Here is a 238-nt window from a genome sequence, read left to right as displayed (position 1 = left end):
TCTCCTGTCTTCGCACAATCTGTCGGAAATCGACCGGGTCACTTCCAATATTTTATTTCTGAAGAATGGTGAGTTGCTGAAAGAGAATTTGGCGGATTACGAAAATGTGTATTATCACTTTACGTTAAATACACTGGAAGACCCTATCAACTTATTAAAAGACACAAAAGTAATCGTTAAAAGTAATCAGGGCAATCGACTGGTCTTATCCTTGAACGGCACGCCGCTCACTGAAATT

Annotated in this window: 1 pseudogene; it reads left to right on the top strand. The window is 39.5% G+C overall.

Annotated features, from left to right (window positions below):
- Positions 1-238 (top strand): annotated as a pseudogene (locus KW93_RS17415) (hypothetical protein); the annotation flags it as partial.

This window comes from Planococcus sp. CAU13, from assembly GCF_000775575.1.
Classification (GTDB): Bacteria; Bacillota; Bacilli; order Bacillales_A; family Planococcaceae; genus Planococcus.
The sequence above is the reverse complement of the archived record's forward strand: the minus strand, read 5'-3'. Positions and strand labels throughout refer to the sequence as shown.